The sequence below is a fragment of the Microbacterium umsixpiens genome, assembly GCF_053543675.1.
On the sequence record NZ_JBLVOH010000096.1, the window covers coordinates 13,324 to 20,003 of the forward strand.

Consider the following 6,680-nt stretch of genomic DNA (forward strand, 5'->3'; position numbering starts at 1 on the left):
GCCGGGTTCAGATCAGAGCGGGAGTGTTACTCGCCGGCCTTGGTGATCTCGTACACGATCGGCCAGCTGTCCCAGCCGTACTCGACGTTGTCGACGAGCGTGGAGAAACCGGCGTTGGTCGAGCGGTACCAGAGCGGCAGGACGGGAAGGTCCGTGAACAGGACCTCCTGCGCCTGCTCGAAGAGCTTGTTGCCCTCTTCGACCGACGGCGCCGTGGAGCCCTTCTGCACGAGCTCGTCGTACTCGGGGTTCGAGTAGTCGCCGTCGTTGGAACCGGCACCCGTGATGAACAGCGCGCCCAGGATGTTGTACGCACCCGGGTAGTCGAACTGCCATCCCGAACGCGTCGCCGCGTTCAGCGAACGGTTCTTGATCTCCTCGCGGAGCGTCGCCAGGTCGGGGAAGGACTGACCGGCGGCGTCGATGCCCAGCGTGTTCTTGAGCTGGTTGGTGACCGCGTCGACCCAGGGCTGGTGTCCACCGTCGGCGTTGTACGCGATGGTGAACGTGCCGCTCCACGGGGCGATGGCGTCGGCCTGAGCCCACAGGTCCTTCGCCTTGTCGGCGTCGGCGTGCGTGACCTCGGAACCGGCGATCTCGTCGTTCCAGCCCGCGATCACCGGGGAGGTGAAGTCGACGGCCGGCGTGCGGGTACCCTCGAAGATCACGTCGGTGACCTGTTCGCGGTCGATCGCGTAGGAGATGGCCTGACGACGCAGGTTGCCCTCTTCGTCGTTGCCGAAGTGAGCGAGGCGTGCCGGGATGGTCAGGCCTTCCCAGATCGCGGCCGGCTGGTCGACGGCGCGGTCGCCCAGGTCGTCCTTGTAGGTGGCCAGAGCCGTCGGCGGCACGCCGGGGTTGATCACGTCGAGGTTGTCCGAGAGCAGGTCGGTGTACGCAGCCTCGGCGGTCGCGTAGCTGACGAAGTCGACTCCACCGTTCTGCGGCTTGCGGGGACCGTCGTAGCTCTCGTTCGGGAGCAGCGAGATCACGGAGTCGTGCTCCCACTTGTCGAGCACGTACGGGCCGTTGCCGACGGGAGCCTGGCCGAACGCCTCAGGGTCATCGAAGAACGACTCGGGGAGCGGCGCGAACACCTGGTAGCCCAGAGTGGTCGGGAAGTCCGACTGCGGAGCGGCGAGCTCGACCGTGAACGTCGTGTCGTCGACGACCTCGAGAGCGAGGGAGTCTTCCTTCACGGCGTCGGCGCTGTAGCCGGAGAAGTTGGCGAACCACCACTGGTTCTCGAAGGCGGGGTCGGAGGCGGCGTACTGCCATGCCTCGACGAAGGACTCCGCGGTCACGGGGGTGTCGTCGCTGAACTTCTCACCCTCCTTGATCTTGATGGTCCAGGTCTGGTTGTCTTCCGACTCGATCGACTCGGCAAGGTCGTTGGCGAGGGCGCCGTCGGCTTCGTAGTAGACGAGACCGGCGAAGATGTTCTGCAGAACGAGTCCGCCGCCGCCCTCGTTGGTCACGGCGGGGAGGAGCGGGTTCTGAGGCTCGTTGCTCTGAACCGTGACGATTCCGGTCGACGCTTCGCCGCCTTCTTCACCACTGCCGTTGTCGCCGCCGGATGCACAGCCTGCGAGCGCGATCGCGCCGACGGCCAGCAGAGCGGTGCCCGCGAGGGCAGTCCTGTTTCTTTTCACTTTTGTCCTCCTGTGGACACGGGGATTCTGCGCGCTCACCATCGAGCAGGCAGGGATACCTGAGCGTAACCCGCACCCGCGTCGCCCCCGCCCTCAGCTAACGAACTGTTACTGAGTGGTGACCATACGTAACAAGGCCGAAACACCGGGAAAAGAGAGACGGCGCCGCACCCACAACAGGGGTGCAGCACCGTGTGCTCACATGAGCATCCGACTCAGGCGAAAGCCTCCACCGGCGGGCAGGCGCAGACGAGGTTGCGGTCGCCGTACGCCTGGTCGATGCGTCGCACCGGCGGCCAGTACTTGCCTGCGACGAGGGCGCGCACGGGGTATGCCGCCTCTTCCCGCGAGTACGCGTGGTTCCACTCCCCCGCGATGAGCGAGACCGCGGTGTGCGGCGCGTGCACGAGCGGGTTGTCGTCGGCCGGCCAGCGACCGGCGGCGACCCCCTCCGCCTCGGCCTTGATCATGACCATGGCCTCGATGAAGCGCTCGATCTCGTCGAGGTCCTCCGACTCGGTCGGCTCGACCATCAACGTGCCCGCGACCGGGAACGACATGGTCGGCGCGTGGAAGCCGTAGTCGATGAGGCGCTTGGCGACGTCGTCGACCGTGATGCCGGTGGCCTCCTTGAGCGGACGCAGATCGAGGATGCACTCGTGAGCCACCCGCCCGTTCTCGCCCGTGTAGAGCACCGGGAAGTGGGCGCCGAGTCGCTCTGCCATGTAGTTCGCGGAGAGCACGGCTGCCGCGGTGGCGCGACGCAGTCCGTCGGCACCCATCATCCGCACGTACGCCCACGAGATCGGCAGGATCCCGGCAGAGCCGTAGGGCGCTGCGGAGATCACACCGCCCTCGAACGTGTACCCGCCGAAGTGCTCCGCGCTCTGGGCGAGCGGGTGCGAGGGCAGGAACGGCGCGAGGTGGGCCTTCGCCGCCACCGGACCGATGCCGGGGCCGCCGCCGCCGTGCGGGATGGCGAACGTCTTGTGCAGGTTGAGGTGCGAGACGTCGCCCCCCAGGTCGCCGAACCGCGCGTAGCCGAGCAGCGCGTTGAGGTTCGCGCCGTCGACGTAGACCTGCCCGCCCGCGTCGTGCACGGCTGCGGTGATGTCGACCACCTGCTCCTCGTACACGCCGTGCGTGGAGGGGTAGGTGATCATCAGGGCCGAGAGGTCGTCGGCGTGCAGCGCGATCTTCGCGCGCAGATCGTCGAGGTCGACGTTGCCGAGCTCGTCGGTCGCCACGACCACGACCTTCATGCCTGCGAGGACGGCCGACGCCGCGTTCGTGCCGTGCGCCGAAGACGGGATCAGGCAGATCGTGCGATGCTGGTCGCCGTTGGCGTGGTGGTAGCCGCGGATCGCGAGCAGCCCCGCGAGTTCGCCCTGTGAGCCCGCGTTCGGCTGCAGCGAGACCGCGTCGTACCCGGTGACCTCGGCGAGCCAACCCTCGAGCTGATCGATGAGCTCGAGGTAGCCCTGCACATCGGCCGCCGGAGCGAACGGGTGGATGCCCGCGAACTCGGGCCACGTGATCGCCGCCATCTCGGTGGCCGCATTGAGCTTCATCGTGCAGGAGCCCAGCGGGATCATGCCGCGGTCGAGCGCGTAGTCGCGGTCGGCGAGGCTCTTCAGATACCGCATCATGGCGGTCTCGCTGCGATGTGCGTGGAATACCGGGTGCGTGAGGTACTCGTCCTGACGCCCCAGGTCCGACGGCAGGGCGTTGCTGCCACGCTGCAGGAAGCCGAACGCACGCTCCTGCGCGCCACCGAAGACCATCGCCACCTGATGCAGCTCGGTCACCGTGGTGGTCTCATCGACCGAGATGCCGATCGTGTCGGCATCGACGACGCGGAGCAGGATGCCGTATCCGTCGCGCGCCTGCGCGGCGTGCTCGGCCGCACGCCCCGGCACCCGCACCGTGACCGTGTCGAAGAACGCGTCGTGCACGACCTCGGCGCCCGCCTCTGCGAGCCAGGTACCGAGCAGCGCCGCCTTCGTGGCTGCTTCCGACGCGATCGCACGGAGCCCATCCGGGCCGTGATAGACCGCGTACATCGCCGCCATCACGGCCAGCAGCACCTGGGCGGTGCAGATGTTCGACGTCGCCTTCTCACGGCGGATGTGCTGCTCGCGCGTCTGCAGAGAGAGACGGTACGCGGGCTTGCCGTCGGCATCCACCGACACCCCGACGAGACGGCCAGGGAGCTGTCGCTCGAGGCCGGAGCGGACGGCCATGTAGCCGGCGTGCGGCCCGCCGAAGCCCATCGGCACTCCGAAGCGCTGCGTCGTGCCGACGGCCACATCCGCGCCCAGCGACCCGGGCGACGCGATCAGTGTGAGCGCGAGCAGATCAGCCGCTGCGACGGCGAGTCCGCCGGCGAGGTGCGCGGCGTCGAACACGGCGGACGGATCCCAGACCCGACCCGATGCGCCCGGGTACTGGACGAAGACACCGAAGAGATCACCGGGCAGCTCCTCCCCCGCGGCGAAGTCGACGGACACGATCTCGATCCCGAGGGCTTCCGCGCGGGTCGCGAGCATCGCCCTGGTCTGCGGCAGTGCGTCGGCGTCGACCGCGAACACGTTCGACGCCGACTTGGAGGCGCGCCGCGCCAGCAGCATCCCCTCGACGACGGCCGTGGACTCGTCCAGCATCGAGGCGTTGGCCGTGGTGAGACCGGTGAGGTCGGAGACCATGGTCTGGAAGTTGATGAGAGCCTCGAGCCGACCCTGCGAGATCTCCGGTTGGTAGGGCGTGTACGCCGTGTACCAGGACGGATTCTCCAGCACGTTGCGCTGGATCACCTGCGGCGTGATGGTCCCGTAGTAGCCGAGGCCGATCATCGGGCGGTTCACGGTGTTGCGGGACGCGAGGGTCCGCAGCTCTGCGAGCGCCTCGGTCTCGCTCGCTGCCGCGGGGATGCGAGTCGGCGTCCCACCCTCGGTTTCGGGAGACGGTCCGGTGTAGATCGACGCCGGCACGGCCTGACGCATCAGCGCCTCGACCGGGCTCAGCGCGTCGTCCGCTCCGGCGGTGTCGAGACCGAGGGCAGCGAGCATCGTGCGCTGCGCGGCATCCGTGGGTCCGATGTGACGATCGGCGAAAGTGACCACTGGTGAATCAGCCCTCCGTCAGCGCGACGTAGGCGTCGCGGTCCAGCAGACCGTCGAGCGCACCGGCGGCGACGGTGACCTTGAGCAGCCACCCCCCCTCGAACGGTGCCGCGTTGACGAGCGACGGATCATCGACGGCTGCGTCGTTGATCTCGACGACGGTGCCGGTGACCGGCGCGTAGAGCTCGCCCACCGACTTCGTGGATTCGATCTCTCCCACGACGGAGCCGGCGGTGACCTCGGTGCCGACGGCGGGGAGTTCGACGAACACGACGTCACCCAGCTTCTCGGCGGCGTAGTCGGTGATGCCGATGGTCACGGTGTCGCCGTCAGCGGCGATCCACTCGTGCTCTTCGGTGTAGCTGAGGGCGGCGAGGTCGGTCATTTGGTCCTCCGGTAGAAAGGCAGGGCGGTCACGGTCGCGGGGATCTTCGTCCCCCGCACATCAAGGAATACTGCTGTTCCCTCTTCGGCGGAAGAAGGGTGCACGTAGGCCATCGCGATCGGATGGCCGAGAGTAGGGCTGAGGGCTCCGCTGGTGATCTCGCCGAGCTTCTCCCCTTCGCCGTCGACGACGGCATAGCCGGCGCGGCCGGCGCGCTTGCCCTCGGCGACGAGGCCGACCAGCACGGGGGCGTCGGATGCGCTGGCCCGCTCGACGGCGGCGAGCGCTTCCTTGCCGACGAACTCATCCTTGGCCGTTACGACGACGCGTCCGAGTCCGGCCTGTGCCGGCAGCGTGTCGAGGCTCAGCTCGTGCCCGTACAACGGCATGCCCGCCTCGAGGCGAAGGGTGTCGCGCGCCGCGAGACCGGCGGGCACGAGCCCGTGCGGTTCGCCTGCCGAGACCAGTGCGTCCCACAGTGCGAGCGCGTCAGCAGCAGAGACGAGCAGTTCGAAGCCGTCTTCGCCCGTGTATCCCGTGCGGGCGATGAGCAGGGGCTCTCCGAGGAAACGTGCGTCGGCCCACGCGTAGTACTTCTGATCGGCCCAGGGACTGCTGAGCTCAGTGATGCCGGAGGTCGCAGCGAGGATCGCCTCGGCGGCAGGCCCCTGAACCGCGAGCAGCGCGTAGGAGTCCGACACATCCTCCACATCGACGCCGCGGTCGCCGAGGAAGCCGGCGAAGCTGCGGTCCTCCCCCGGCGTCAGCGGTGGCAGCTCGCGCTCGATGAGCGAGGGGAAATCGCGGACGCGCTTCGCGAACGCGGAGTCGACGAAGCCGCGGTTGCCGGCGTTCGCGATCACGAGGTAGCGGTCGTCCGCCAACCGGTACGCGATGACATCGTCGACGATGCCGCCGTTCGCGGCCAGCATCAGCGAGTACTTCGCCTTGCCCACCGGCATCGCGGAGATGCGGCCGGCGAGTGCGAAATCGAGGAACTCCGCTGCCTTCTCGCCCGTGACGAGGAACTCCGCCATGTGCGAGATGTCGAAGATGCCGGCGGCGTTCCGCACGGCATGGTGCTCGGCGAGGTCGGAGGTGTAGCGCACCGGCATCTGCCAGCCGCCGAAGTCGGTGAACGACGCGCCGAGCGCCTCATGGCGTTCACGCAGCGGGGTGTAGCGGGGGTCGGACATGGAGTTCTCCCGGGCTGTTACGGGCGGAACGGCGGCATCGCCGCTCCTCGGAACTCCCCCTCTGTCATAGGCCTGAGAGCTTCACCCGTGCACGGAGGCGGGGTTTTCACCGTCGGCGGATCCGCAGTCTCGCGGGATCGCTTTTCAGAGTGGCCGGAACCGCGCGGTACGCGTACCTGAGAGATTGGCGGGGAGGCTTGCTCCTTCGGTGCCCGGCTGCGTTCGCCGGGGCTCTCCCGCGTGGTTCATTCGGCCTGTCTTCAATTGTGGGTTCAGTCTAGCCGGTCCGGTCCCTGGCGCCGGATTCCGGGGACGCGCGTTCGAA

General features: G+C 68.2%; 4 protein-coding genes and 2 riboswitches. All 4 genes read right to left on the reverse strand.

Annotated elements, in window-relative coordinates:
* Positions 1-26: 26 nt before the first annotated feature.
* The gene (locus ACNPM4_RS09730; RefSeq protein ID WP_448985530.1) at positions 27-1,652 is read right to left on the reverse strand and encodes a peptide ABC transporter substrate-binding protein; all 1,626 of its coding nucleotides are present in this window, start codon (positions 1,650-1,652) and stop codon (positions 27-29) included.
* Between the two features lie 215 nt (positions 1,653-1,867).
* Positions 1,868-4,720, reverse strand: a complete 2,853-nt coding sequence (gene gcvP / locus ACNPM4_RS09735) for an aminomethyl-transferring glycine dehydrogenase (protein WP_448985533.1) — start codon at positions 4,718-4,720, stop codon at positions 1,868-1,870.
* Positions 4,721-4,781: 61 nt separating this feature from the next.
* A complete protein-coding gene (gene gcvH / locus ACNPM4_RS09740; RefSeq protein ID WP_029262915.1) occupies positions 4,782-5,159 on the reverse strand; it encodes a glycine cleavage system protein GcvH in 378 nt (125 codons plus the stop codon).
* Positions 5,156-6,355, reverse strand: coding sequence for a glycine cleavage system aminomethyltransferase GcvT (locus ACNPM4_RS09745; RefSeq protein WP_448985531.1), 1,200 nt, complete (start codon positions 6,353-6,355; stop codon positions 5,156-5,158). The genes gcvH and ACNPM4_RS09745 overlap by 4 nt, the downstream gene beginning before the upstream one ends.
* Positions 6,356-6,409: 54 nt before the next feature.
* Positions 6,410-6,508, reverse strand: a riboswitch (glycine riboswitch).
* A gap of 1 nt (position 6,509) precedes the next feature.
* Positions 6,510-6,604, reverse strand: a riboswitch (glycine riboswitch).
* Positions 6,605-6,680 lie beyond the last annotated feature (76 nt).

Bases quoted from the DNA above. Each gene is read 5' to 3' on its own strand.
- gcvP (WP_448985533.1), bottom strand. From the start codon at position 4,720: ATGCTCGCTGCCCTCGGTCTCGACACCGCCGGAGCGGACGACGCGCTG.
- ACNPM4_RS09745 (WP_448985531.1), bottom strand. From the start codon at position 6,355: ATGTCCGACCCCCGCTACACCCCGCTGCGTGAACGCCATGAGGCGCTC.
- gcvH (WP_029262915.1), bottom strand. From the start codon at position 5,159: ATGACCGACCTCGCCGCCCTCAGCTACACCGAAGAGCACGAGTGGATC.